This is a genomic window from Desulfobulbus oligotrophicus (assembly GCF_016446285.1).
Taxonomy (GTDB): Bacteria; Desulfobacterota; Desulfobulbia; order Desulfobulbales; family Desulfobulbaceae; genus Desulfobulbus; species Desulfobulbus oligotrophicus.
In genome coordinates, this window is record NZ_CP054140.1 from 2,638,291 (window position 1) to 2,663,744 (window position 25,454).

The 25,454-nt window shown below is 54.2% G+C and carries 23 protein-coding genes; 16 read left to right on the top strand and 7 right to left on the bottom strand.

Annotation, left to right across the window (positions count from 1 at the left end):
* Positions 1-9: 9 nt before the first annotated feature.
* The 4 genes from HP555_RS12160 to HP555_RS12175 all read right to left on the bottom strand — a co-directional run bounded on the left by HP555_RS12160 (position 10) and on the right by HP555_RS12175 (position 3,678).
* A complete protein-coding gene (locus tag HP555_RS12160) occupies positions 10-762 on the bottom strand; it encodes an ABC transporter ATP-binding protein (protein WP_199262848.1) in 753 nt (250 codons plus the stop codon).
* Positions 762-1,826, bottom strand: coding sequence for a FecCD family ABC transporter permease (locus HP555_RS12165; protein WP_199262849.1), 1,065 nt, complete (start codon positions 1,824-1,826; stop codon positions 762-764). Before HP555_RS12165 ends, HP555_RS12160 begins: the two co-directional genes overlap by 1 nt.
* Positions 1,826-2,914: an iron ABC transporter substrate-binding protein gene (locus HP555_RS12170; protein ID WP_199262850.1), complete on the bottom strand. Its 1,089-nt coding sequence runs from the start codon at positions 2,912-2,914 to the stop codon at positions 1,826-1,828. The genes HP555_RS12165 and HP555_RS12170 overlap by 1 nt, the downstream gene beginning before the upstream one ends.
* A 425-nt stretch (positions 2,915-3,339) precedes the next feature.
* On the bottom strand, positions 3,340-3,678 hold the full coding sequence (locus tag HP555_RS12175) for a P-II family nitrogen regulator (RefSeq protein ID WP_199262851.1): 339 nt from the start codon (positions 3,676-3,678) through the stop codon (positions 3,340-3,342).
* Positions 3,679-4,040: 362 nt separating this feature from the next.
* Here HP555_RS12175 and HP555_RS12180 point away from each other — a divergent pair, with 362 nt between their 5' ends.
* Genes HP555_RS12180 through HP555_RS12200 form a run of 5 tightly spaced genes read left to right on the top strand, consistent with a single transcriptional unit; the run spans position 4,041 to position 8,817 of the window.
* The gene (locus HP555_RS12180; RefSeq protein WP_199262852.1) at positions 4,041-4,538 is read left to right on the top strand and encodes an NAD(P)H-dependent oxidoreductase subunit E; all 498 of its coding nucleotides are present in this window, start codon (positions 4,041-4,043) and stop codon (positions 4,536-4,538) included.
* On the top strand, positions 4,528-6,144 hold the full coding sequence (locus HP555_RS12185) for a NuoF family protein (RefSeq protein WP_199262853.1): 1,617 nt from the start codon (positions 4,528-4,530) through the stop codon (positions 6,142-6,144). Before HP555_RS12180 ends, HP555_RS12185 begins: the two co-directional genes overlap by 11 nt.
* Complete coding sequence (gene hoxU, locus HP555_RS12190; protein WP_199262854.1) at positions 6,141-6,854, top strand: bidirectional hydrogenase complex protein HoxU; 714 nt, start codon at positions 6,141-6,143, stop codon at positions 6,852-6,854. Before HP555_RS12185 ends, hoxU begins: the two co-directional genes overlap by 4 nt.
* Positions 6,854-7,387, top strand: coding sequence for an NADH-quinone oxidoreductase subunit B family protein (locus tag HP555_RS12195; protein WP_199262855.1), 534 nt, complete (start codon positions 6,854-6,856; stop codon positions 7,385-7,387). The genes hoxU and HP555_RS12195 overlap by 1 nt, the downstream gene beginning before the upstream one ends.
* Positions 7,388-7,395: 8 nt before the next feature.
* A complete protein-coding gene (locus HP555_RS12200) occupies positions 7,396-8,817 on the top strand; it encodes a Ni/Fe hydrogenase subunit alpha (protein ID WP_199262856.1) in 1,422 nt (473 codons plus the stop codon).
* A gap of 143 nt (positions 8,818-8,960) precedes the next feature.
* Here the strand turns inward: HP555_RS12200 and HP555_RS12205 are convergent, their stop codons facing one another.
* Entirely contained in the window at positions 8,961-11,108 is a 2,148-nt protein-coding gene (locus HP555_RS12205) for an LTA synthase family protein (RefSeq protein ID WP_233249178.1), read from the bottom strand.
* 196 nt (positions 11,109-11,304) lie between these two features.
* On the bottom strand, positions 11,305-12,999 hold the full coding sequence (locus HP555_RS12210; protein WP_199262857.1) for a potassium channel family protein: 1,695 nt from the start codon (positions 12,997-12,999) through the stop codon (positions 11,305-11,307).
* Between the two features lie 483 nt (positions 13,000-13,482).
* Between HP555_RS12210 and HP555_RS12215 the strand changes: the two genes are divergently transcribed.
* Entirely contained in the window at positions 13,483-15,243 is a 1,761-nt protein-coding gene (locus tag HP555_RS12215) for a potassium/proton antiporter (protein WP_199262858.1), read from the top strand.
* A 68-nt stretch (positions 15,244-15,311) separates the two neighbouring features.
* The gene (locus tag HP555_RS12220; protein WP_199262859.1) at positions 15,312-16,247 is read left to right on the top strand and encodes a universal stress protein; all 936 of its coding nucleotides are present in this window, start codon (positions 15,312-15,314) and stop codon (positions 16,245-16,247) included.
* An 87-nt stretch (positions 16,248-16,334) separates the two neighbouring features.
* On the opposite strand, the gene HP555_RS12225 is transcribed toward HP555_RS12220, so the two are convergent.
* Entirely contained in the window at positions 16,335-16,970 is a 636-nt protein-coding gene (locus HP555_RS12225) for a flavodoxin family protein (RefSeq protein ID WP_199262860.1), read from the bottom strand.
* A 119-nt stretch (positions 16,971-17,089) separates the two neighbouring features.
* On the opposite strand from HP555_RS12225, the gene HP555_RS12230 reads away from it, so the two are divergent.
* From HP555_RS12230 to cas6, 9 genes are all read left to right on the top strand, one after another.
* Entirely contained in the window at positions 17,090-18,115 is a 1,026-nt protein-coding gene (locus HP555_RS12230; protein ID WP_199262861.1) for a serine/threonine protein kinase, read from the top strand.
* 226 nt (positions 18,116-18,341) lie between these two features.
* On the top strand, positions 18,342-18,614 hold the full coding sequence (locus tag HP555_RS12235) for a hypothetical protein (protein WP_199262862.1): 273 nt from the start codon (positions 18,342-18,344) through the stop codon (positions 18,612-18,614).
* Positions 18,615-18,916: 302 nt separating this feature from the next.
* On the top strand, positions 18,917-19,372 hold the full coding sequence (locus HP555_RS12240; RefSeq protein ID WP_199262863.1) for a hypothetical protein: 456 nt from the start codon (positions 18,917-18,919) through the stop codon (positions 19,370-19,372).
* Positions 19,369-20,427, top strand: coding sequence for a hypothetical protein (locus tag HP555_RS12245; RefSeq protein WP_199262864.1), 1,059 nt, complete (start codon positions 19,369-19,371; stop codon positions 20,425-20,427). The genes HP555_RS12240 and HP555_RS12245 overlap by 4 nt, the downstream gene beginning before the upstream one ends.
* A 45-nt stretch (positions 20,428-20,472) precedes the next feature.
* On the top strand, positions 20,473-21,579 hold the full coding sequence (locus HP555_RS12250; protein WP_199262865.1) for a hypothetical protein: 1,107 nt from the start codon (positions 20,473-20,475) through the stop codon (positions 21,577-21,579).
* Complete coding sequence (locus HP555_RS12255; protein ID WP_199262866.1) at positions 21,576-23,663, top strand: hypothetical protein; 2,088 nt, start codon at positions 21,576-21,578, stop codon at positions 23,661-23,663. Before HP555_RS12250 ends, HP555_RS12255 begins: the two co-directional genes overlap by 4 nt.
* 106 nt (positions 23,664-23,769) lie before the next feature.
* Positions 23,770-24,159, top strand: coding sequence for a CRISPR-associated protein Csx20 (csx20, locus tag HP555_RS12260; RefSeq protein WP_199262867.1), 390 nt, complete (start codon positions 23,770-23,772; stop codon positions 24,157-24,159).
* 68 nt (positions 24,160-24,227) lie between these two features.
* On the top strand, positions 24,228-24,386 hold the full coding sequence (locus HP555_RS12265; protein WP_199262868.1) for a hypothetical protein: 159 nt from the start codon (positions 24,228-24,230) through the stop codon (positions 24,384-24,386).
* Between the two features lie 90 nt (positions 24,387-24,476).
* A complete protein-coding gene (gene cas6 / locus HP555_RS12270; protein ID WP_199262869.1) occupies positions 24,477-25,424 on the top strand; it encodes a CRISPR system precrRNA processing endoribonuclease RAMP protein Cas6 in 948 nt (315 codons plus the stop codon).
* Positions 25,425-25,454: the final 30 nt, after the last annotated feature.

The window sequence follows — 25,454 nt, forward strand, 5'->3', positions numbered from 1 at the left end:
ACAACTCCTTCATGTTTGCGGCAGCACCACAGGCTGCCCATCAAGACGATGAATATGCACCGGCAGGCCGTAGACCTGTCTGATCATTTCGGCAGTAACCCTGTCCGGTGTGGTTATGGCGTGAATACCGCCCTTTTTTAAAAAAACAGCCCGATCCGCATAGCGCAGCGCCATGTTCACGTCATGCATGGTCATTATCACGGCAAGACGACGCCCGTTGACCAGTCGACGGATCATCTGCATCATTTCGACCTGATTTTTCAAATCAAGTGCGCTGGTGGGTTCATCAAGCAGCAGCAGCGACGGTTCCTGAACCAGGGCCCGGGCGATGCAAACCTTTTGAACTTCGCCGCCGCTCAGTGTATCCATATACCGCATGCACAGATGCGTCAGGCCGAAAGAATGGATAACAGCAGAGACTTTATCGAGATCATCCCGATGCATCCGCCAGCGGATATGGGGAGAACGACCCATGAGAACAGCGTCAAACACTGTTAATCGTGAAGCTTCATTTTTCTGGGAAACATAGCCGATGTCACGGGCTATGCTGGCCGGCGGCAGGGTGAGAATATCTTGTTCTTCCATGAGCACAACGCCTGCGGATGGCCGCTGCATAGCATTCATGCATTTAAGCAGCGTGGTCTTCCCCACCCCGTTCGGCCCGAGAACGGCAAGAAGTTCGCCACGTTCTACAGAAAAATTGATATCAGTCAGAATCGGACGCCCGTTGTAGGCAAAGTGCAGATCACAGACTGTAAACATTAGGCTCGCTGTCCACGAATGATCATCCACAGAAAAGTCGGCGCACCGAGAAAAGCGGTCAGCACCGACACCGGTACCAGATGCGGCGTCAGCATCAGCCGGGCAACTGTATCGGCAAGCAGTAACAGCAGTGCCCCGCCGCCCAAGGAGGCGGGCAGTAAAAAACGGTGGTCCGCACCGATGAGACGACGAAACATATGCGGAATCACCAGACCGACAAAACCAATGATACCAAGAAAGGCTATGATCACCGCGGTGATCAGGCTGGCCAGGAACATGCCGGTCATCCGTACACGTTCCACCCGCACTCCCAACCCCCTTGCCGTTTCATCACCGGCAGCGATCGCATTGTAACTCCAGCTGTTGGTCCAGAAGTAAAAAAAGCAGACCAGCGTGACCGTGCCTGTGATACCCAGTTGCGTCCAGGAAGCCCGGCCGGTATCACCAAAAGTCCAAAACACCATGGCAGCCAGCTGCACGTCCGAGGCAAAAAACTGAAGAAACATCGTGGCGGCGGTAAAAAGCGCACCAAGGGCAACGCCTGCCAGAATCATCGTTTCCGGCGTGGAGCCACGCAAGCGAGCGATAAAGATGATGACAGCCGAGGCAACCAGACTGGTCACAAATGCTGCTGCCGTCGTGACAAAAGGGCCAAGGATGGTCACCGCACCCTGTCCGGATGAGGTGAAACCAGTGCCAAGCATAACTGCAAAAGCAGCACCAAAAGCAGCGGCATGGGAAATACCCAGAGTAAAAGGCGAACCCAACGGATTACGGAGAATAGCCTGCATCACCGTCCCGGCCACGGCCAGTCCGCCACCGGCCACAACAGCCGTCAAGGCCTGGGGAAGACGAATGCCCCGTACAATGGCATCAACACGCGGATCAGGGCTCTTGCCGACCAGGACGGCAACAACATCGGCAACCGGCACCTTTGCCGCTCCCAGTCCCAGAGAAAGAACAACGACCAGACCAAGGGCGACAAAAATCAACCCGATGATCATGGTCTTCCAGCCTAAATAGCGGAAGTATTCCTCAGGAACCTGGCCTCGGTTCACCTGCATCAGCGTACCAGCAGACGGGTAAAGATCAGGTTGGAGAACATGGTGTTCATGGTGGAAAATACCGGCTTACCGATCACGGATGTGTAGATTTCATCGGTCTTGACAGCAGGATCGATGTCTTGAAACCTGTCCGGATACAGGGTTTTACCGATAAAGTAGGCGTTGGCGAGAATGGATTCGAAATTCTGAGCGTACCAGTTGTAGGGAAGCACACCGAACACCTGTCCATCAGTAACCGCACGTAGCGTGGCATATGCCGGATCTGTGCGTAACTCATAAAGACCACCGGCCTTCTCCCCCATCTGTAACGTGGACAGATCGACAAACAGATAGTCCGGATTCCAGCTGACAATCTGCTCCCTGGCAATAATAGAATGACTCAAACTTTTGCCTGCCCCCTGCAGGGCAAGATTACGGGCGCCGATAAACGTAAAAGGCGGATAGGCGGGTTCTGTGGACTGCAATCCATGCGGGCCTTTGAAGGCGACCCCGCTCAGATAGACGGAAGGTTGTTCATCCACAGAAATACCGGCAGTACGGGCCTGCAGATCGTGGATGGTTTTTTCAAAGTACGCAATAACTGTTTCAGCTCTCTCACTCCGACCGACAACTTCACCCATAAGCCGCAGTGCGGCCTGAAACTGGGGTCGACGGGCACCCAGATCACCGCTGTCGATCGCTACAACCGGAATACCGGTTTTTGCCTGCAGTTTGTCGGGTCTGTCGCCCAGGCCCATAAAAATCTTGAAGATGACCTGCGGAGCCGGATCAAGGGTCAGGATTATCTCTGGATTGTCCAGACCGCGAAATTGCCCAAAAACCGGCATGTCTTTAAACTGCGGGTTAGCCAGGGCATAGGGACGGGCGTCAAACGCACTGTGTCTGGTTTCAATATCATCCACAGCCACCACTCGGTCCTGGGCTTGCAGATAACAGAGTAAGCGTAAACAACCCGAACCCGAACAGATAACCCGTTTCACTGTATCGGGGAGGACAACGGTACGCCCTGATGCATCGGTGACAGTACGGCCCTGAGCAACCTGCACAGCAAAAAGCAACAGCAAGAGAACCAAAGCACGATAGATCATGACACCCTCTTGAACTGCAGACAGGTACCCTGTACTCCGTACAGAACGTACCTGGAACAGGGTTTTATACACAGACGGGGATACAGATTGCCTCACTCCTGTTCCTGCACAGGTGCTGAAGCAGCAGGGACAACAGCAGAATCACCTCTCGCCGACCCGGTTTCCCGGTGAAGCTGAGACAGCACCGGTATAACACGTACTGAAAAACAATAACACCTTAGTCGTCGCGCACAGATTTACAAGAAAAATGTTACACAACATGCAGACATGTTACCTGGTTTTATGTCACCGCGATGAACCGGCAAATGACCGATCAACAGCCTGTTGAGCTGCAACCTTTGCACTGCAGGATTCTGCCGGCCGGCAGGAAGAGAGACAGGCAGATTCGGCAGACGACACTCATCGACCGGCAAAATATCTGTTGATCACAGCGCTTCACTGCCGACCTCGCCGGTACGGATTCGCATGACATGCTCAAGATCAAAGACAAAAATTTTGCCGTCACCGATCTTGTCTGTCCAGGCAGCCTTCTGAATGCCCTCAACCACCCGGGTGAGCTGGCTCGCATCAATCGCCACCTCTACCTTCAGTTTTGGCAAAAATTCAACAGCATACTCTGCACCACTGTACATTTCAGTGTGGCCCTTCTGTCGGCCAAACCCTTTCACCTCGGTCACCGTCATCCCTTTAACGCCTAAAGATGTGAGGTTTTCCCGAACTGCATCCAGCTTCGCCGGTTTAATAATTGCAACAACCAACTTCATATATCTCTCCATTGTAAACAGTTACATACATCATTCATTTTGCTGATAAGCTGCCTGTGGTTCTCCAGGTAGAGCACCAATCATACCCTGTCCGGCCCCGGGTATCCGACCTGTTCAATACAACAAAAATACACGGAATAAACCTTGTAAGACGCTACGTTTTTAAAAAATGTTTCTTTTTTACCGGCTGAACAGCCGGATAGAGTGCAGACGATGTCCCTGCAGCGATGAGCGCACCACAGCGTCCTTTCGGTGTTGACAGTCTCAATAAATAAAGAATCATTGCGCAGCAACGAAAAATAGAGGAGTCTATAGTCAGCATTGGATTTCCTTCTCCTCACCCAAGAAGTTGAGGCCATCACATGCCCACCGTTACCCGCCAACCGATTGATGACCGCCGCTGGCAACGCATCGTCCAAACCATGCAGCGTCATAACAACCGACCCGACGCCCTCATCGAAACACTGCATACTGTACAGGACATCTATGGTTACCTGGACAGCACCATCCTCTCTGCTGTTGCCAATCACCTCAAAATCCCTCCTGCCCGGGTGTTCGGGGTTGCCACCTTTTACAATCACTTCAGTCTCAAGCCAAAGGGCGACCACACCCTGGTGATCTGCACCGGCACAGCCTGCCATGTCAAAGGCAATGATCAGGTCCTTGCATGGATGCACGAACACCATCACCTTGCTCCCGGAGAGACCAGTGCAGACAATCGTCTTTCGCTGGTTGAGGCCCGTTGTGTCGGTGCCTGTGCCCTGGCGCCGGTTATCCTGTGTGATGGAGTACTGACGGGCAGAAAGACTTTTGAAGAGACAACCATGGTCATTGAGGAGTGGTTAGGCAATGCATCGTGAAAAGATAGACCGGATCATAACGGAGCACCGACAGTTTCTCGACCAATTCAACCACCATGTCTTCGTCTGCTCCGGTCTTGGTTGTCCTCGGAATGATGAGATAAGACGAGCCCTTGAGCGAGCTGTACAAACGCAACACCTGCAGGACGCCGTCCTCATCCGCAAGGTTGGTTGCATGGGGTTGTGTTCTGCCGGCCCGCTTGTTCTGATCCAGCCTCAGGAACTGATGTACCAGGGTGTGCAGCCGGAAGACGCAGAAGAAATCATTGCCTCTCTTGGTAAAAGTCCGATACAGCGGCTGCTGCTGCCGGCAGACCTGGCTTTTTTTACCCGGCAGCATAAGAATGTCCTCCGCCTTTCCGGCCGTATTGATCCTGAAAGCCTGCCCGATTATCTGGTTGCCGGCGGCTATCAGGCACTGCTGAAAACCCTTGCCACGCTGCAGCCGCCGGATATTCTTCGCTCTATCCAGGACAGCGGACTGCGCGGCCGCGGTGGTGCCGGCTATCCCACCGGTCTGAAATGGGCCACTGTTGCCAAGGCACAGGGTTCGCCGAAGTACCTGATCTGTAACGCCGATGAGGGTGACCCCGGCGCGTTCATGGATCGTTCACTTCTGGAGAGTACACCGCATGCCATCCTGGAAGGGATGATCATGGCAGCCTATGCTGTTGGTGCCAGCCAGGGATTTATCTATATCCGGGCCGAATATCCGCTGGCTGTCCAACGGTTGAAACGGGTCATCCGTGATGCCGAGCAAAACAACCTCCTGGGGCATTCCATCTGCGGTTCAAACCTCAACTTCCACATACAGATCCGTCTTGGAGCAGGTGCCTTTGTCTGTGGTGAGGAAACCGCTCTGATCCGGTCGATTGAAGGGAAACGCGGCCTGCCCCGGCCCCGGCCGCCCTACCCTGCTGAAAAAGGGCTATGGGGGTGTCCGACCCTGATCAACAATGTGGAAACCTATGCCAACATACCACCGCTTATCACCCATGGACCTGAATGGTGCGCCAACCTCGGTACCGACAAAAGCAGGGGAACCAAAGTGTTTGCCCTCACCGGCAGAGTCCGGCACACCGGTCTTATTGAAGTGCCGATGGGTATGCGGTTGCGGGAGATTGTCGACGATATCGGTGGCGGTCTGACGGAAGGTCACACCTTGAAAGCCGTGCAGACCGGTGGACCGTCGGGCGGCTGTATCCCCGCCGCATTACTCGACACACCGGTCAGCTATGAGAGCTTAAACGAGCTGGGATCGATCATGGGTTCCGGCGGCATGATCGTTATTGACGAAACATCCAGCATGGTTGATATCGTCACCTACTTCATGGCCTTCTGCCGGGATGAATCCTGCGGCAAATGTACGCCGTGCCGCGTGGGTACGGCCCAAATCCACAACCTGCTCATCAAATTTCAAAACCACCGGGCCACCATGGCGGATCTGGAGATGTTGGAATGGTTGTGCGATCTGCTCAAGAATACCAGTCTCTGCGGCCTTGGTCAGTCAGCTCCAAACCCGGTGCTCAGCGCCCTGCGCTTTTTCCGCCGGGAGTTTCTCGATTGCATCGCAACCGAACAGGCCCATGAAGAGGTGAAACCATGACCACGCCGATTCTTACCCTGACCATCGACGGAAAAGAGGTCAGCGGCCTTGCCACCGAAACCATCCTGCAGGTCGCCCGGGAAAATGGTTTTTCCATCCCGACCCTCTGCTGGCTGGAGGGACTGACCAGTGTCGGTTCCTGTCGTCTCTGCATGGTTGAGCTCCGTGGCAGCACAGCATTGCACCCGGCCTGTATCACACTGATCCAGGAGGGTATGACGGTGACCACCTCTTCGGAACGGTTGCTGCGGTATCGCCGTGCCATTATCGAGCTGCTTTTCTCCGAGCGCAACCATGCCTGCGCCGTCTGTGTGGTCAACGGCCACTGCGAACTGCAGAGTCTGGCTCAACAGCTGGGGCTTGATCATATCAGCTTTCCCGGTCTGTATCCCGCGCTTCCCGTCGACGCATCACACAGCCGGTTTGTCATGGACCACAACCGTTGCATCCTGTGCACGCGCTGTGTCCGTGTTTGCAGCGAAATTGAAGGTGCCCATACCTGGGATGTAAAAGATCGAGGTATTCGCAGTCGAATCGTTGCCGACCTTGATACTCCCTGGGGTGACTCAACCACATGCACCGGCTGTGGCAAGTGTGTACATGTGTGCCCCACCGGCGCCCTGTTTGAAAAGGGGAAATCAGTGGCGGAAATGTTCAAAAAACCACCTGCCCTCCCCTATCTCAAGGCAACCCGAGCCCAGGAGGTGTGATGAAAAAACTGCGACTTGCCACCCTCTGGCTTGATGGCTGTTCAGGCTGTCACATGTCACTGCTGGATGCGGATGAACGACTGCTTGAACTGACTGCTTTTTTTGATATCGTGTACAGTCCGCTTGTTGATGTAAAGCAGTTTCCCGAAAAGGTGGACATCACCTGTATTGAGGGGCCCATCAGCTCACCGGAGGATGAACGTTTGCTTGCCGAGGTGCGAAAACGTACCCGCCTGTTGGTTGCCATGGGTGACTGTGCGGTCACCGGGAACATCCCGGCCATGCGCAACATCGAGGGCGCACCTGCCATGCTGCAAAACATCTACACCGGCCAAGAGCTCCTGCAGCCGCAGGTTCCGGGGACCGATATACCAATCTTAAACGACAAGGCATTACCGATCCATCACTTTGTTCCGGTTGACCTGTTTATCCCCGGCTGCCCGCCGAGTGCCGACACGCTGTTCACCACTCTGACAGCTCTGGTAAAAGGGGAAACCGATCAGATCCCTCTGCCGGCCTGTTTTGGTGCGTAGGAGGCGCCATGCAACAGATTACCATTGCTCCGGTCACCCGCATTGAAGGTCATGCATGCATCCGTCTGTTTGTAGATGACAACGGTGGTGTGTGTGATGCCCGGTTTCAGGTGACCCAGATCCGGGGCTTTGAACGATTTATCACGGGCCGTCCTTTTTTTGAAATGCCTTCGCTTACAGCCCGTATCTGCGGCATCTGCCCGGTCAGTCATCAACTGGCATCAGCCAAGGCCTGTGACCAACTGCTGGCTGTAACCATCCCGGCCACCGCTGCCCGGTTACGTGCCATTCTCAACTTTGGACAACTGATACAGTCCCATGCCCTCAGTTTCTTTTACCTCTCTGCACCGGACCTGCTTTTAGGCATGGACCACCCGGTTGCCACCCGTAACTTCTTTGGTGTAGCGGAAAAAGATCCGCAATTCGCCCGCGATGGTATCGAATTGCGCAAGTTCGGCCAACAGGTGATTGAACGTCTGGCCGGTCGACGCATCCATCCGACCTGGGCTGTTCCCGGCGGAGTACGTTCCCCACTGGAACATTCAGCCCGCGACGCCATACTCAGCGATCTGCCGGCCATGCAGACGCTCGTTCGCAACCACCTGCAACGCTTCCGGGATTCACTGAGCCGCTATCAGGAGTATGCCGACAACTTCGGTAGTTTCCCCAGCCTTTTTCTCAGCCTGGTGGGTGATCAGGATCAGCTGGAACATTACCACGGCAACCTGCGCTTCATTGATGCCCACGGCACAACGATTATCAACGACCTTTCCCCGGCAAACTATCAGGAGTATATCGGCGAAGCGGTCGAACCCTGGACGTACCTCAAGTTCCCCTACTACCTCCCCCAGGGATATCCTGACGGCATGTACCGGGTCGGCCCCCTGGCCCGTTTAAATGTCAGCCGGTGCTGCGGCACCCGGCATGCCGACTCTGAACTCAACCTGTTTAAACAGCTGGCCGCAGGCAAACCCGTGCTGAACTCCTTCCATGCCCACTATGCCCGACTGATCGAAGTGCTCTACGCCCTTGAGATGATGGAGCAGCTGCTGGCCGATTCTTCAATCCTCGACCCCCATGTCCGGGCCGTTGCCGGTGTCAACCAGTTTGAGGGCATTGGTGCAATTGAGGCCCCCCGCGGCACCTTAATCCACCACTACAGGGTTGATGCAGATGGCCTCATTGTCCGGGCCAACCTGATCATTGCCACAGGGCATAACAACCTGGCCATGAATAAGGCGATTCTTCAGGCAGCACGCCGATATATTGTCAGCAATCGTCTTGAAGAGGGAATGCTCAACCGGGTTGAAGCAGTGATCCGCACCTTTGATCCCTGCCTGTCCTGCTCTACCCATGCAGTGGGGAGCATGCCTTTTGTGATTGAACTCATTGCCCCTGACGGGCAGTGTATTGATCGGATCCGGCGCTGATCAGAGAAAAGACCACCTGCTGCAAGAGGTTCTCGCCGATTTTTCTTTACAGTGATGTGTTTGTTTTCGTCCAGGCAGGGCAACCGTCCGGCGGCAGCGATTTTCTGAAGGCCATGGCAAAATCGTCAACCACCGGCCTTTCTTCAGGTCTTCCCCTGATCAATGGTCACTGTAAAATCCTCCAGCTGCACTAAACCGTCCTTTCCCTCACCAACGAGGAAAAAGGACACGGATTGTCGCTGTTTCGGATTATAGAAGGAAAACTCCACACGCCCCTCCTCACCGGTATGGAGCACGGGAAAGTTGTCAAAGGGAAAGGCCTGACTATCCTCATTCCATTCCTTGACAAGCAGGTTCAGGGTAACTCCCCTGGTCGGTGCCTTGACGGCCTTCACCCGCACCGAAACGTGTACCGTTGATTTGGCCGGAAAATCAAGGTACTGGGCCCCAACCAGATTTTCATACCACTCATTGGCCATCTTTTCCGGAAGTTTGAGCACTTCACCTCTGGCAAACCGAAGGACCCGCGGCCCTGCCTGTGTTTGCAGTTTGTTATCAAGGAGGCGGGCAATGGCAAGGATCTTTGCTCCCTGACCGCTGGTATCCCGCTGAAACTCCGCAGGCGGATCACCAAGAATGCTCGTTGCCTTTCCCACCCGGCAACTCCCGCTGCCGGTGGTGCACTCATAACGCAGATTGTCCTCGGTCAACCAGCGCAGCTTGGAGGCCGTGTACGACACCATGTCGCGCGGCCGCTCATAGTCACGAAAAAAACTGCGTCCTATAAGAGAGGACGGCACAGGCAGCTGCAGATAATCCAGCACAGAGACAGTGATATCAACCAAACCATAGCCACCGGTTTTGATGCGCGGCAGCTGCTTTTGTTCGGGGGCCAACACAATACCCAGGCCCCAGCTGCTGATCCAGTCCGCCACTGCTGAACCATGAGATTCATCGGACGTGAACACGACCAGCGTATCTTTAAACACCCCATCCTGGCGCAGCTCTCTGATGAACCGCCCCACTGCCCGGTCAAGGGCGACAACACTGGCCATCCGCCGCGAGCCGTACCGCTCTGCCGCCTCATCGGTCACCCCATAGGGCTGGTGGGTGCCCACTGTCAGCAGGGTCAGCATCCAGGGAGCCTTCTTGTTGCGTAGTTCACGGATATAGGTACGGGCACCACGGAAAAACACGTCATCAATCGGGCCCCATTCAAAGGCAAAGGGATTGGGCTCGGTGAACCACTCACTGCCATGGACCTGCTGAAACCCGATCACCTCCATAACCTTGTCCTTTGCCATGAACTGCAGTCCGGCAGCCTGGAGATAATGGGTTGACCACCCATTGTCTGCCAGCTGGGCAGGCAGACATTCACCTGCCCGGGCAGGGTCGAGCAACAGTTCAAAGGCCTTTGGGGTATCAAAGGAGAGCTTACTGTAATCGCCGCACAGGATCGAATAAAGACCGCGGATTGTCTGGTGACTGTGCACCGAAAAGTCGGGGATAAGCATGGCCTGGGTCGTATTTTTCGCCAGGTTTTCCATGGTTAACGTATCAGACTCCACTGCCATGGCATGGCGTAATTCGGGATAATAGTAGTTAGAAACCCCTTCAAGCACCACAATGAGCACATTTTTGGCCTGCCCCTTTTCACTGAGCAAAGCCGTACCCATCAGATCAGATCGCTGCAATGTTTCAGGTAAGGTTGCCTCTTCCGAACCTTGGGTCAAATAAAATATCATCGAAGATACAGCATCTTCAGCAAACCACTGCAACCCGTTATACCGGTCGGCCACCGGCTGTTCATCATATCGACCGCCTGCCACGCCCTGGGCAAGAAACAGGCATAAGGCTGCAGCACCGACCAGGATCCCCCCCTTGAGGCGGGAACGCGGCGCAGGCCGTACAGCAACCAAAATCGGTAAAACGACCAGCGCCCCCACAACCCAGGGAGCAGAGAGCTTGAAACCGGCAACACTGGCGCCGACAAAGTCAGCATCTGTCAGATAATGCAGGTCCTGCCAGGTGGGCAACCGCTGCAGCGCTGCAAACAACTCGATGCTTGTCGCCTGAAACACACCCCACAAGATGACCAGCGGGACCCGCAACCAGGCAGGACTGCAGCGGGCAATCGCATACAGCAAAACCCCGACAGCGATGTCGGAAAGCAGACCAATGGGCCGGCTCAGACCGCTTGTTGAAAGACGGAAGAGCGCCGGTAACATACACACCGCTGTCAGAGCGACCGGTGAAAGAAATCGTACGGCTTTTTTTAACGCATTCATCATAGAAAAAGTTGATCATAAAAAAGAGGAAAACATTGAAAAGACAACAGAATAAAACCGTTGCACGAAAGACACAGGTACCATCCGGAGGTGGTTATCGTATCTCACCAATATACTGTATAATTGTAAAATAATATAGATACGGGGAGCAATAAAGCCAGACAAAAGCGAAGAACCATTGTTGTGTCAGGAGACGTTCTCACACATCAGGATATTTTTTTGCAAACGCTTTTTCAGAAAAGATTGTGCCGATCATCAGCAGTTCATCCTCAGCAGAGAGTATCATGCCGGGGTCGGGATTGATATGTAACTCGCCATCATGAAAAACAGCGATCACACTGCAACCCGTGCTCTCACGGATACCGCTGTTCAGAATACTTTTACCGACCAGCTGCGGATGGACCGGACACCGAAAGATATTCAACCCTTCAGTCACCATCAGTACTTTACCGGGTGTCAGGATATTGATGATGGTGTTGACAACGATGGAGGCATGCGACATGACCAGATCAGCGCCGGCAGCATGCAGCCCGGTGATGTTGCGGTCCGGTGTTGCCCGGCTGATGATCTGAATATCCGGCCGCAGATGTCGACAGTAGATGGTGAGATAGATGTTGACATCATCGTTGTGAGTGGTGATGAAGACGGACGGTGCGGATTCAATACCTGCCTTGATCAGGGTCTGATAATCAGCAGCACTGCCGACAATGCAGTTCTCCATATCCTCACAGATACGGGGATTCTTCTCAACCACCCGATGGGCCACCCCCTGTTCCCGCAATGTATCGGCAGCGGCCCGTCCCACCCTGCCCCCGCCGAGAATAAGAATAGGCGCTGAATTCGGGGGTTGCGACTCACCGACAAACGCACCGTAGGCGTCCAGCTGTTCGGTGGTACCAACCAGCACCAGGACTGTACTCGATTCAATTTTGGTCTCAGGATGGGGCAGAGAAAAATATCCCCGACTCCACAACCCGACAATGTTCAGACCAGTGGCCTGCCGCAGGCCGATCTCACGGATAGTGCGACCAACCAGGTGAGTGCGCATGGCCAGGGCCTCGGCAATGACCAGTTCTTCAAAACGACCGATGATGTTGGAATGGGTGCGGGCTCCCAGCGTACGACGGGCCAGTGAATGGCCGAGCATATTCATAAACTGAAAGACATGACTGCATCCGGCCAGTCGGAGAATGGCGACGGAATCGTCCATGTCGGCATTGGCAATAATCGGAACGTGCGGCGAGATCTCCCGGACCGTGTACACGATGCTGGTGTTCTTCATATCATCGTTGAGCACCACCACCATGGCGGCCCGATCGACACGGGCACGGAGATAGGTATCAGCATCATCAAGCTCGCCCACCAGCACACGATATCCCTGATCAACAAGATCAATGGCCTGCTGCACCTCTGTAACGAGAAACACATAACTGTGCCCATACTGTTTCAGGCGTTGTACAAGCGCGATGCCGATGGGATCGAAACAGGTGATGATAACGTGTTTCGTGATCTCCGCAGGTAACTGTCGGGGTATCCGCGATTTCCTCTGCGCCTCAAGCCAGGGGGCATAGAAGTACTTGATAAAGGTAAAAGGCAGCACTATCAAAAACAGGATAATGCCGGACAGCAGCACAACGATCGAAAAACATTTGCCCAAATCACTGTTAAACGTGATATCGCCGAACCCCAGGGTCGACATCACGGTCAGGGCCCAGTAAAGACCGGTAATCGCTGAGTAGTCACGCCCCTCGTGGAGCATGATGACATGAAACAGGTAGCTGTAGATGGACACCAAAACAATCAGGAAAACGGTGAACTTCACCAGCGAGAGGGCGTTGCGGCGGACCACATGGTTCCGGACGAAAAAAAACATAAGCGAAGGGAGAAATTTCATGGCAAAATCATTAGACTAAAAAGAGATTCGCAGAACAGTACATCATGGTTTCCCTGACAACAAGACCTCTCTGCCAATGAATCTCCCGACTCAGAAACAGGTACTCTTCCAAAAATCCTGGTATAGACGTGGTTGCAACAAAAACAGCCGCAGCGAATATCCTGTGCGCAAAACGTTCATCAACCCATCTGAAATCGGACCGGCAACTCTTGCTTTTTACAAAGAGAACTGTATGTTGGCAACAGCTGTTCAACTGTATCGTGACAATGCGCACCGAAACACATCACAGGGATGAACATGCACACTGCTCTCTGCCTGTCACTCCTTTGACATGCACAGCCATGACACGGCAAGATCAATGAAAAACACGCTCCCCAGTCAGGCGGAAAGAGGAGTATTCCTTTCTGTGCTGCAACCGGGTCTGTACAGCATTCGTCTGAAAAATCAGCCGGCACTCCATCAAACCACCCACCCTGGAGGAACATGATCTCCGTCAACACCATTATCTTAATGACCGGCATTCTCCTGCTGCTCGGCATCGGTTCAAGTAAGTTCTCAACCCGAATCGGTATGCCGATGCTCGTTCTCTTCCTGGGCGTCGGTATGCTGGCAGGGTCAGAGGGTATTGGTCGGATTGCCTTTGAAGACTATCATTTTGCCAACATCATCGGCAGTATAGCCCTGGCGGTGATCCTCTTTGATGGTGGTCTGCATACCACACTCCAGGCGGTACAGACATCGTGGCGAGCCGCTCTTCCCCTTGCCACCGTGGGTGTACTGCTGACCTCGGTACTCACCGGTGCTGCTGCAGCCTGGATCCTCGGCATCCCTCTTCTGCACGGTATGCTGCTTGGTTCCATCGTCGGTTCCACAGATGCGGCCGCTGTTTTTTCAACGCTGCGCACCAGCGGACTGCGGCTTTCGCCACGCGTTACCGCGATCCTTGAGGTGGAGAGCGGCTCCAACGACCCCATGGCTATTTTTCTCACTGTTGCTCTTATCAGCCTGATCATGGGCACGGCCAACTCGTTCTCGGAAATGATCCTCTTTTTCATCCTCCAGTTCGGTGTCGGCAGCATAGTGGGTATTGGCGGCGGTTTCGCGGCTGTCTGGCTGGCCAATCGAATCAATCTTGACTATCCCGGTCTTTATCCGATTCTGGTGCTTGCCTGCGGCCTGCTTATCTTTGGAGTGGCTGCTGTTTTTGAGGGCAGCAGCTTTCTTGCCGTTTACCTTGCCGGGATTGTCCTGGCCAACAAGTCCCTGGTGTACCGCAACGGAATCCTTCAGTTTCACGATGCTGCAGCCTGGCTCAGCCAGATCGTGCTGTTTGTTATGCTTGGCCTGCTCAGCTTCCCCAGCCGCCTGACAACGGTTGCCCTGGATGGGCTGATCGTGGCCCTGGTGCTCATCTTCATCGCCAGACCGGTGGCAGTGTGGCTTTCTATTTTTCCCCTGCGTCTCAATCTCCGGGAACTCACCTTTCTCTCCTGGGTCGGTCTTAAAGGCGCTGTCCCGGTCACCCTGGCCACCTTTCCCCTCCTCGCGGGGGTACCGCACAGCCAGCTGATCTTCAACGTTGTGTTTTTTGTAGTGTTGATCTCCGCCATTACCCAGGGATGGTCGCTGGCTCCGGTTGCCCGCTGGCTCCGTCTGGGCATACCAGCGGACACCACCCCGCCGATCACTATGGAAATCAACGCGCTGCGCCATGTGGACGGTGAAATTGTCGAGTACCGGGTTGCGGCCAATTCACTGGTTGCCGACAAAACTCTCCGTGACCTCGCCCTTCCCTACGACATGACCGTCACCCTGGTGGTTCGGGATGATGAGGTGATCATGCCGCGGGGCAGCACAGTGCTTAAACCGGGTGATAAGGTGTTCGTGGCCATGCGTAAAAAAATCAAACCGCTCCTGGATTGCCTGTTTGATACCTGTGCAGAACCGTTGATCCTGCATCCCGGCGAACGTATCATCTTTCGTGCCGACCACACTGTCCGTCAACTCTGCACCCTCTTCTCCCTCGGCTGTCAGCAGGAAGTGCAGGATACCCTGGGTTCGCTGATCAAAGACACGCAGCTCAGTGCTCCGTACCGGCTCGGCCCCTTTCTCGTCACCCCCGGAACAGATGCCAAACTCGTCACCCTGGTGTATTCTCCACTTGAAATCAGCACGTTAAACATCAGTAATCAACCGATACCTCAAATCACGCCGGAAACTGATCAGGCGCACAATCTATCATGAGGCAGGTCTACAGCCGAAATTTACCCGGCAACCGGCCCCTTGTCGGCTTGATTTGACAGGAGCATGTCATGCGTAATTTTCAGAATATCCTCTATGTCAGCACCGGCCTGAGCGATGAAACCGAAGGTCTTAAGCATGCCCTGGCCCTGGCCCATACCAACGATCTTCCACTGACCTTTTTCCTGACGTTCCCGAGACTGGGCACAGCTGAGCAGGCGTATCAGGAAAAATTTCAGGCGTTTCTCGTCCAGCAGGCAGAGACCGCCCTTGAAAATGCCCGGGCAGCTCTCCAGCTGGCCGACAATGTCCCTCTTGTTCGCCTGGTTGTTGAAGACGATCAAAAATCACCGATCAGCAGCATTGTCCGTCGTGTGCAGCAGCATGAGCATGACCTGCTGATTAAAGAGGCCGAGCCACAGGAAGAGCCCGGCTTCAAGACCATGGACATGACACTGCTGCGACAGTGTCCCTGCTCTATCTGGCTGGCTCATCCGATCACCCGGTCTCACCGGGATATCCGGGTGGCAGCGGCGGTCAATCCGGAAAACCGCGATCAGCTCCACCGCGATCTGTCACTGTGGATACTGGAGATCAGCCGGACCCTGGCCGGTTACTGCAACGGCCGGCTGGATATCTGTTCCTGCTGGGATTTTGAATTTGAACGATACCTGCGGGGCAGCAGCCTGGCCGACATGCCGGATCGCAACATCCTCGGCGCTGTTGACTATGCAGAGGCTGCACATTTTGCCGAACTCAACGACCTCATCCATGAGGCAGGTATTGATGAGCCCTTTCATGTTCACCGATTAAAAGGCCGGCCGGAAGACCGGATCCCCGCCTTTGTCCGCGGCAGAGGCATTGATATCCTGGTCATGGGCTCCATGTCCAGAACCGGTATTGCCGGATTTTTCATAGGCAATACGGCTGAAGACATCATCAACCAGCTCAACTGCACCCTGGTGGCCCTCAAGCCGGTCACACTCATCGAGTCGGCCGGTATTTAAGCCACAGGTACACCGGCTCTGTGCCCTGAACCACGGCCATGGACAGTCTTCCTGTCCATGGCCATCGGTTGCAGCGCAGCGGTTCAATCAGCGAATAAAATTCATCGCTATCTTGTTTTCACGTTCCGGCGGGGGGACAGCTCCCTTACCGTGTTCAATCAGGCGTAACAGCCAGGCCATATTCTTGGCAAGGACCCGCATAATCTGCCGACCTTCCTCATCTTTCATCACCTCGCCCGGCCGCGTCCCGTGAACAACGTTCCAGTAGTTGGACGTCGGTATCAGCATCTCGGCATAACAGAGAAAATTGTTCAGCTGATTAAAGGCGGGTAAGCCGCCGGAACGGCGAACAGCCACCACCGATGCACCCACCTTATGCCGCAGCATACTGTCATTGGCACCGGTTACATAAAACGCCCGGTCAAGAAAGGACTTCATGGTCCCGGCCACAGCCGAATAGTGCACCGGTGTTCCCAGCAGGATACCGTCCGCCCCCTTCATCAGCTGAATCCACTCATTAACCGGATCGTCGGTCTGGATACACTGTTCATTCTTCATCTTAAAGCACTGGCCGCAGGCAAGGCAGCCCCGAACCGGCTTGTTGCCGACATGAACGATCTCTGTGGCAATGTTCTGCTTTTCCAGCTCCTCTGTGACCATGGACAACGCATGCCAAGTGTTGCCCTTTGCATTCGGGCTACCGTTGAAGGCGACAATTTTCATGTGGACTCTCCTTGACTAATCATGATGCATTTCTTTTCTTTTCCCAGTAAAGTGACTACCTTGTACCATACTTTACTCCACGTGAACAATGTACTTTTCCAAACAGGGGGTAACTTGGCATGGCAGCATCACCTCAATCAGCATCAGCGCAATCCGCTTTTAACGGTTTAACCCCGGAGCGCATCCTACAGACGGTTGAAACCAGTCTCAACACCACCTGTACCAACCTCTGTCGCCCATACAACAGTTATATCAACCGCGTGTATGAGATAGAAACCAGTGATGGCGTCGGCCTGGTGGTCAAATTTTATCGTCCCGGCCGATGGTCGCAGCAGGCAGTCCAGGAGGAGCATGATTTTCTGTTGGAACTGGCAGCCGAAGAGATCCCTGTGATCGCACCGTGTGCCTTGCGTCAGGGCGGCACCCTCGGTGTTGATGACAACCTCCTGTATGCCGTGTTTCCACGCAAAGGCGGCAGAGGTGTTGACGAGCTCAATGAGGAACAGTGGTTAGCCATTGGTCGTCTGCTCGGTCGTGTCCATATGGTGGGAGCACGGTCGACGGCCCAGCATCGCAACCGGATGCACCCTGCCGTGACCACCGCGGCCCAGGTGGACTATATCCTCGCCAGCGGGCTCATTCCCAAGGATCTTAAGCAGGCCTATCAACACATAAGTCAGCAGATCATCGCTGTGATTGAGCCGCTTTTTGCCGATCAGGCCTATAGCCGCATCCATGGTGACTGCCACCGTGGCAACCTGATTGATCGCCCCGGGGAATCGCTCTATCTGATAGATTTCGACGACATGGTCCTCGGTCCACCGGTGCAGGATATCTGGATGCTGCTCCCCGGCCCTCTTGAGGAAGGTACCGTTGAAATCGACCTGTTCATTGAAGGATACGAGACCTTCCGCCCCTTTGATCGCTCCAGCCTTCGTCTGATAGAACCGTTACGAGCCATGCGATTTATCCATTATACCGCCTGGTGTGCCCTGCAGGTGGTTGAGGATGGGAAGACCTGCGTGTATCCTGACTTTGGATCCCGTCAATACTGGGAGGATGAAATTGCAGACCTGCACGATCAGTGGGAGCGCATCAGGTCTGCCATACACGCCCCTGACAACCGGCTTGAGCATGCCTGGTGAAGCAGTGCATCCGCTTTCCGGCGTGATGGAACTGCTCAAATAAGAATCAGGCTCGTTTTGTCGCCCACAGGGTACAGGCTAAAAAATACTTCCACAGATCCCCGATTCCCTGTATAGTTGCCGGCGGATGGAAGCATTTCAAAGTCCAACCTGGCGGGTTGTGCAGAAGTACAGCTGTACGATTGTCACTTGCCAAGGAACACAAAAGTATTTTCGGAGGTTTTTCATGAAACGGATATGCAGGCTTGCAGTTTTCGCAATCGCCGCCCTTGCTCTGGCCGGATGCGGTGCTGCCACTATTGCCCCAAACTATCACTCCACTGATCCTGAGCTCATGCGCGTCGGTGGTGATATGCCTGGTCAGAAAGAACCAGAAATCATCAACATGGGTTCCTACTGTCTCAAAGTGGTTGATACGTGGAAAAGTGAAGGCCAAACACCGGACGGACAACCGATCTGGACAAAAGACAGCTTTCGTAACGTTGTCCCCTGCCGTTAACCATCTCATCTGTCCGGCGTCCGAATCTTCGGGCGCCGGAACACTGCCATACCTCCTCTCTCCCTCTCCCACCCCACACAACGCGTCTTCCCGGCACACAGTATCTGCTGAGGGTACAGCCGCCTTCCGACAACCTGTACGCTGCACACTGTATTGCGATTGGTGCCCGACCATACATTGATACAAGCAGATGGCCCGGTGTTGTCAATAAAAGGTATTTTGTAGCCGTTATGACGGAAAATACGTAGAAAAAGGGATTTTTTTAAGTATGATATGTATAAACCCTTTTCCTTTACCGTGCCGTGGCTGCCGATCCTACTTCAGAACTCATCCAGCACCTTCGTCGCCCCGACTTAAGCATACTGGGCAATGCCATCCGTTCTCTGCCGCCTGCTCAATGGCAAACCCGTATGTTTTTTATGGGAGTGGCGGACAAAGAACTCAAACACCACACCAACGAATCCTTTCCCAGAACACTGCGTAAAACGCAGAACACCCATCCGGTGTTTGTCCTCCGGCAGGGCACCACCGGCCACCAGCTCTGCCCCTGTTCTTCAAAAGGAAATCTGCGAAAACACCGTTACATCACCAAAGGTTGTCAGCTCGACATGACCTCGCAGGTTATGGACAGGAACTCCTTTTTGATCGAACAGTACGTGTTCATCCTTCCTCTGGATCACTGCTTCCAAAAACGTCCCTTCTTTTTTGGACGCGTTCCAGACTGCTGTATCCGTGATCAGCGGGATATGTGGACATGACGCAATCGACATCATCCCTGCTCGACAGCTTTCATCAGTGGCTGGCCTCATTACAGACAACCACTTCAATCATAAGGTTTGTCACAGCTGAATATCGCAAACCGAGCAACAGCAATCTATTCAGCGGGTATGAGGTGGAAGATCTCCATCAGGAGTTTCTCCTCTTCATCCTCGACACCTTTCTGACACCCGCAAAGCTGACCGCCGAAACAGTTCCTCTGCTTCGTACAGCCCAGTATCCACGCATCATTCAACTGGCCTGGAACAAGTTCCTCTGGCAGTGTCGGGAAACCGCCCGCAGTAAACGACATAACCCGCGCGGTTACCTGTATCGGCGGCTGCGGGAGACCATCCAACAGGCTAAAAAACGTTTTACTGTTTCCCGTTCTCAACAGGGCTACCCGCTCTACATCCCTGCGGGACACGCTGTTCAACAGGCACATCCCTTTTGTCTCCCTGACAACGAACAGATCAACGGGTATGGACTCTGGCCTGCACCTCCGCCGGCAGAAGGGAAGATTCCGGAAAAGTATCTGTTTGAGCGTGACTGGCTCCTGGATACTGCCGACTTTTTCTGGCTGCTGGTCGTACAGCGTACAGCCGGCCCCCTCACCGTTCCCATCCGGGAACTCAGCCGCTATATCGCTGACCATCACCCCTGGCTGAACATACCGCAGCGCTATGAAAAAGAGGGTTCAGACATTACACAACACCTCCGCGCACAAGAACGGTCACCGGAAAAACAGCTGCTGTACAACAGTGCCCTGCACTCTGTCGCCCAGCTGGCAAAACAACTCGTTGCCACCTGGCCCATTGAGCAGCAACAGGTTTTTGCACTGCGGTTTGCCGACCCGCCGGTAACGGGGAAAGCCATTACCCGCAATCTCGGCTTTACCAGTCAGAGCCGGGCCTATGGACTGGAACAAAAGGCTAAAGAGTCGATCACACAGTTTACACGCAGCTGGCCGGGTATTCCACTTTCTGAGCTGCCCGAGGAGGTGGCAGTGATCTTTATCGAAGAAATAAAACGACTGTGCAAAAAAAGCCTCTCCTGACCGTAATAACAGGTACAAACCTTTTTTATATTCTGTCTACACACCATGGAAATATACTCTTCCGACCTCATCGATCATCCAGCCTGGCAACAGGCATGGCGGCTTCGGTGCTGCCCGCCTGACCACCTGCTGACCCAGCCGCCCAATGCCCTGCTCACCGAACATCTCAACATCTGTCCCTGGTGTCAGGAAAACCTGACCATGCCCCCCTGGCCAACACCTGCACCTGAGGAACTGATCATTAAAAGGGCCAAACCATCTCCCGGGCAACTCTATACCCTTGATCCTCAGCTGGCCGGCTGGGGACCCAAGGCACGCTACTACAACCCGCCGGTGGTACTTATCCTGGCCTGCCCGGATGAGCACTCGGTCCTTGTCAGTCAGACCTATGGCGACCCGGCCATGGCCGGGCCCGGGGATATTGAACTGGGATCCACATTCACCGGTTTTGCTCAACCCTGGAACTGCTACACCCTGCAGCAGACGGACCTGGATCTCTGCCTCGGCACTGTTGACAAACAGGTTGCCCCCCATGTGCAGCACCAACACAAAGCCCCCTGGTTTGATCCCAAGCCGGGATCTCTTCTGTGGTTTTTTCGCCATATGGAGGTCGAAACCGGCTATTTTTTCAGTAGCCGGGCAGTCAGCGAATTGATCACTGCACATGACAACAGGCTGCTTACAGGTATAACCAGCATAAATAAAAAACGTATGCTCGAAGATTTACACGGCCTGCCGGTTCGGCTTCCATCTTCTGCTACTGCCACAACCTCCCCGCTTGAGCTGCTTTTCCGGGCAGAGTCGGACCTGCAACAGCTCCCCTTGGCTGCAGCAGACACAAAAACCCAACCCGCTCTTATCTTTACTGTTAAGAACAATCAGCTCACCACAGCACACACCGCAGACATTGTGCTATCAGGAACTGACTATGCTAACGGCCTGCTGACCATCACCGGCACAATTGCCTCCCTGCCGCCCGGCAACCATGCCTGGCTCTTTCGCTGGCATGTTGATGGTCAACTCATCGAACCCGCGGCTGAACATACCGGATACGATAACCAGCTGTTCTGGGTCACCTTCATGCTTACACCGGCACAGACCCGGCCTCCGGCCCGTCTGGTTGTTCGTCTCCTTTGCGAGCCGTCCGGATGAACGGTTCAACACACCATTGGTCCGAACTCGTAGTCCTTCTGCGCAGCAGCAGTCTTGTCAGTAGCCGACGTCTGTATCGCCCCTGCCCGATACCTCTGCCACCAGAATCCATGCTTAACAGTCTGTACGAGCTGGCCGAGCACCAGGGGCTTCTTCCTCTTTTTAAACGCCATCTGCTCACCAGTCTGGTCCTGCCGGCCACGTCACCGTCACACAACAATCAGCTGGCCTCTATCCTTGCCGACACCTTTCCCGATTATCCAATGGATAGTCTTTTGCAGGCAAACTGGTGCTGTGTCCCCATCCTCACCTGTCAACAGACGAGCGGCTCGGTTGTCTGGTTGCTCCTGGGTCGCCTTCCCGGTACGGCAACAGTCACCTTTCATGGCCATCCACAACCTGCAATCAGCAGCAGTGAAGCTGCATCTGCGGCACGGTCGGCTGTTCAACGGTTTGTACACTCAGCACAGTACGAGTTTCTCGGCCTTTTTCTCCAGCATCCGGATGACCCGCCGATCACCGGTGGTTCACTCGGCCTGCCCCTGGCTCTGGGCATGCTGCTTCTTGACCGGCACAAACAGTGGCCACCAGGTGTTTTTGCCAGTGGCGGTATCACCGCAGATGGCAGTATACAGCCTGTTACCGGTGAAGAATGCAAGTACGAGGCCGTGGTCACAGACCTCAACCTGTTGCTCTACCCGGAGACCGGCTTGCCGGCAGCTTTCCCGGAGGATACCAGGGTGGTGCGCTGCAGAACCCTGGCCGATGCAATCCTTGCCCTTGATCTTCTTGCAGTTGACACTGACCCCCAACAGATTGCCCACTACCGTACCTGTCTGTCACGTCCTGAACTCTTTTTAAAGGAGTTTGCCACCCTGCCAATCACGTTACTTGCTCTTCCAGAAGGTCGTCGGCTCCTTACCCGCATACAAAACAAACGAAAACACCTCTTCCCAGAGCTGACCAGCTGCCTGAACGCCTGCCAGAACGCCCCGGAACGGGCAAAAACAATCGCCCGACTTCTGAGCCCGGATGATGTGGCCCTGCTGAGCCAACAGGGAGACGATGCAGCGGTTACTGCCCTTGACTGGTGTATTGCCTGCATTGCCATAACCAACCGCCGCGGCCTGGTAACTGAAAGTACCGGTTGGATCAACCTGGCCCGCAATATAGGTAGACAGCTTTCCACCAAAAAGAAGGCTGACTACACCAACCACCTGTTTGTCACCACCCGGTTCAACTGTTATTGGTTTGCTCCCGACCCACCGGCAGAATTTTCCCGTTATCTGCAGACGGAAGAGCAGATCTATCAGCTCGATCAGTGCGACAACCGTCGCCTTGGCGCTATGTACGGCACCCTGGCACAGAACTACGGATTCTGCGGACCACAGTACAGAAAAGAGTTTATCGACTGTATCTCCAAGACGGAACAAACCTTTGGCCGATCGTATCACCACCAGAAAATGCGGCTTTTTGCCTATCAGATCTACAGCCTTTTAGACTGTTCCCAACTCCAGGAGGCAACAACACTGCTCCACCACTACCTGCAACTGCCCGAAAAGAGCACACCTGGGCAATGGATAGATCGGGCAGTCACACTCAACAACACCCCCACAGAACACACTGCCTTTCAGATCGCGGTTGTCTGTCGTCTACTGGTAGAACTCGCCAACACTGACCAGCTGTTGATCCAGCCTTCTCGGGTCGATCAACTGGCCGCTCTTCTGCCCGCACACCTTATTCACCCCTGGCAGCTGATCGCCTATAATCTTGGCCGACTTGCCCTGATAACCAAACAGCAACAGCGGGCAACTTTCCTGTTTCAGCGTTCTGTCATGGCCTGCACAACAGCAAAGGGCACCATGCTGCCCATGGCTCTGCTGCCTCTGGCCCAGCTCAGCACCATGAACAACTGCAAAGAACAGGCTCTGTCAACCTGCATCAACGTTCTTCAGGATATACGGAACAACGAGCATTTTCATGCCCAGCACTTTGCGCCGCTTATCACAGCAACATCCCCTGCTCAGGCACTGAAAAAGGTGCTGGCCGAACCGGGACGGTTTTTTCCTTTCAGTTATCGATAAAAAAAATGCAGGGTGCAGCAAAAAATACGATCTGTGCCCGTACAATAGGAGCAGAGACAACAACCGTTAACACTGTTTGCAATGAACCAGATCAGGACAAACCACCATGCATCAACTCTTTTTGATATTCAACCACAGTTTCACCCCGGACCAGGAGACCAGTGCCCGCACCGAACTCGGAGTTGCCGCGATCGTTGAGATGCCGCCGGAGCTGCAAGAGCTGTGGGCCAATGTACCGCCGGAGTTGCCAGGCCTTGATACCTGGCTGCAGCCCTTTTACCAGTGGATCACCAAGCACTGTCAACCAGGGGACTACATCCTCATCCAGGGCGACTTTGGTGCCTCATACCTGTTGGTTGGTTTTGCAACTGGCCGGCAGCTCATTCCTGTGTACGCCACCACCAGGCGTCAGGCTCGGGAAGAACACTTAAACAACGGCCGCATCCGCATGGAGCACACCTTCAAGCATGTACGATTTCGCCGATATGGTCAGTAAGAAGATATACAGACAACAAGAAAGTATCCGTACCCTGGAAAGCAGCACAACATGTAAAGGAACAGAACATGAGTGAAAACAAGCGCAACATCTTTATCGGTTTTCTTGGTACAAACCAGTATGTGCCCTGTAATTACCGTTTTAACAGTGCAGACACACCAATACCAAATATCCGCTTTATCCAGGAGGCCTGTATCAGACACTGGTGCACAGACTGGACAGCCTAAGCAGAAAAATCTGCACACTTATATAAAAAACATGAAACATCGTGTGGCAGAGATCACCCACCCTCAACAATCTGAAAAATGAGTGCCTCAATGACCATCTCCATCCACCAACTCACCTTTCACTGCCGCTGGCTGAGCGAGGCGCGTTTACCCGGCTACCTGGGCTCAACGCTCCGCGGTGCCTTTGGCTGGGCACTGAAAAGAAGCTGCTGTGCTCTAAAAACACAAGAGTGCGCAAACTGTATGCTGCGTCAACGGTGCGGTTATGCCTGGATCTTTGAAACCGAGCGCTTCACAGAACCAGACGGACAGCGGGTGAACGCCCGCCCCCACCCCTTTGTGTTACAGCCCGGACAAAACAGTGCTGGAGAGAGAAAGGCCGGGGAAACATGGGATTTCTCACTGCTGCTCATCGGTCGCGCCATCGACTACCTGCCCCACATTGTCTACAGCATTCAGCAGATGGGGCGTTCGGGTATCGGGGCTGCTGTCCGACATGGGTTTGGCCGATTCGAGCTTGAAACCATTAAAAGCAAAGACACTGTTCTCTACGAGAACACGGCCAAAGAGCTCCACAACACGCCGGTTGCCACCGAACTGCGCCCCGACTGCAGCACAGTGTCTCCGGTACACAGCCTGCTCTGCACTCTGGAAACCCCGCTACGCCTGAAACACAACAACACATTATTCAGGGAGTTGCCCTTTCATGTACTTATTCGTGTAGCACTCCGCCGGATAACAGCCCTGGAATCAGCCTATGGCCAGGGTGAGCCCGCCTTAGACTACAGCGACCTGGTTCATCAGGCCACACAGATTAAAGCCGTCAACTCCACCCTGTGCTGGCAGGAAACACTACGCTACAGTAATCGACAACAACAGAAGGTGTCTTTAAGTGGCCTGGTCGGTTCAGCAGAGTACCAGGGCAACCTTACGCCCTTTGTTCCCCTGCTCGAATACGGCAGCCGGGTTCACCTGGGCAAACAGACTGTCTTTGGTCTGGGTAAGATAGCCCTGCAATGGGACCCTCCCAACACCTGACTGAAAAATTTCACCATCAGTAAAGGAGTA

Bases quoted from the DNA above. Each gene is read 5' to 3' on its own strand.
- HP555_RS12210 (WP_199262857.1), bottom strand. From the start codon at position 12,999: ATGAAATTTCTCCCTTCGCTTATGTTTTTTTTCGTCCGGAACCATGTG.
- HP555_RS12220 (WP_199262859.1), top strand. From the start codon at position 15,312: ATGCGTAATTTTCAGAATATCCTCTATGTCAGCACCGGCCTGAGCGAT.
- HP555_RS12250 (WP_199262865.1), top strand. From the start codon at position 20,473: ATGGAAATATACTCTTCCGACCTCATCGATCATCCAGCCTGGCAACAG.
- HP555_RS12165 (WP_199262849.1), bottom strand. From the start codon at position 1,826: ATGCAGGTGAACCGAGGCCAGGTTCCTGAGGAATACTTCCGCTATTTA.
- HP555_RS12245 (WP_199262864.1), top strand. From the start codon at position 19,369: ATGACGCAATCGACATCATCCCTGCTCGACAGCTTTCATCAGTGGCTG.
- HP555_RS12225 (WP_199262860.1), bottom strand. From the start codon at position 16,970: ATGAAAATTGTCGCCTTCAACGGTAGCCCGAATGCAAAGGGCAACACT.
- HP555_RS12175 (WP_199262851.1), bottom strand. From the start codon at position 3,678: ATGAAGTTGGTTGTTGCAATTATTAAACCGGCGAAGCTGGATGCAGTT.
- HP555_RS12265 (WP_199262868.1), top strand. From the start codon at position 24,228: ATGAGTGAAAACAAGCGCAACATCTTTATCGGTTTTCTTGGTACAAAC.
- HP555_RS12170 (WP_199262850.1), bottom strand. From the start codon at position 2,914: ATGATCTATCGTGCTTTGGTTCTCTTGCTGTTGCTTTTTGCTGTGCAG.
- HP555_RS12180 (WP_199262852.1), top strand. From the start codon at position 4,041: ATGCCCACCGTTACCCGCCAACCGATTGATGACCGCCGCTGGCAACGC.
- hoxU (WP_199262854.1), top strand. From the start codon at position 6,141: ATGACCACGCCGATTCTTACCCTGACCATCGACGGAAAAGAGGTCAGC.
- HP555_RS12185 (WP_199262853.1), top strand. From the start codon at position 4,528: ATGCATCGTGAAAAGATAGACCGGATCATAACGGAGCACCGACAGTTT.
- cas6 (WP_199262869.1), top strand. From the start codon at position 24,477: ATGACCATCTCCATCCACCAACTCACCTTTCACTGCCGCTGGCTGAGC.
- HP555_RS12205 (WP_233249178.1), bottom strand. From the start codon at position 11,108: ATGATGAATGCGTTAAAAAAAGCCGTACGATTTCTTTCACCGGTCGCT.
- csx20 (WP_199262867.1), top strand. From the start codon at position 23,770: ATGCATCAACTCTTTTTGATATTCAACCACAGTTTCACCCCGGACCAG.
- HP555_RS12235 (WP_199262862.1), top strand. From the start codon at position 18,342: ATGAAACGGATATGCAGGCTTGCAGTTTTCGCAATCGCCGCCCTTGCT.
- HP555_RS12215 (WP_199262858.1), top strand. From the start codon at position 13,483: ATGATCTCCGTCAACACCATTATCTTAATGACCGGCATTCTCCTGCTG.
- HP555_RS12230 (WP_199262861.1), top strand. From the start codon at position 17,090: ATGGCAGCATCACCTCAATCAGCATCAGCGCAATCCGCTTTTAACGGT.
- HP555_RS12200 (WP_199262856.1), top strand. From the start codon at position 7,396: ATGCAACAGATTACCATTGCTCCGGTCACCCGCATTGAAGGTCATGCA.
- HP555_RS12160 (WP_199262848.1), bottom strand. From the start codon at position 762: ATGTTTACAGTCTGTGATCTGCACTTTGCCTACAACGGGCGTCCGATT.
- HP555_RS12195 (WP_199262855.1), top strand. From the start codon at position 6,854: ATGAAAAAACTGCGACTTGCCACCCTCTGGCTTGATGGCTGTTCAGGC.
- HP555_RS12255 (WP_199262866.1), top strand. From the start codon at position 21,576: ATGAACGGTTCAACACACCATTGGTCCGAACTCGTAGTCCTTCTGCGC.